Source organism: Dichelobacter nodosus (genome assembly GCF_001263335.1).
GTDB lineage: Bacteria > Pseudomonadota > Gammaproteobacteria > Cardiobacteriales > Cardiobacteriaceae > Dichelobacter > Dichelobacter nodosus.
Window position 1 is genome coordinate 1 of record NZ_LGVW01000025.1, and the last position, 351, is coordinate 351.

The following is a 351-nucleotide window of genomic DNA, read 5'->3' on the forward strand; positions in this document are numbered from 1 at the left end:
GCATTAAAACCGTATTTAGCCGTGAATTTGTTGGCAATATCAAAACGGTTACGATTAGCAAAACCGCTACAGGCAAATACTATGCAAGCGTATTGATTGAAAACTCCGATATATTGCCAACACCAACCACCGTTGAGCCAAATTTGACTGTGGGTATTGATTTAGGTATCAATCACTTACTCAATCTATCAGACGGTAGCAAGTTTGATAATCCAAAGTATTTAGCCAACGCCAGTAAACGACTGGCGGTACAGCAAAAAATCTTTGCTCGCAAACAAAAACAAAGTAAAAACTATCAAAAACAAAAATTAGCCGTTGCTCGTATTCACGAAAAAGTACGACAGCAACGCC

1 protein-coding gene is annotated in these 351 nt (G+C 38.7%); it reads left to right on the forward strand.

What is annotated here, in order from left to right; all coding sequences use genetic code 11:
* Positions 1-92 precede the first annotated feature (92 nt).
* The coding region (locus tag AKG33_RS04300) for a transposase (protein WP_235503160.1) at positions 93-351 on the forward strand (259 nt) is incomplete at its 3' end.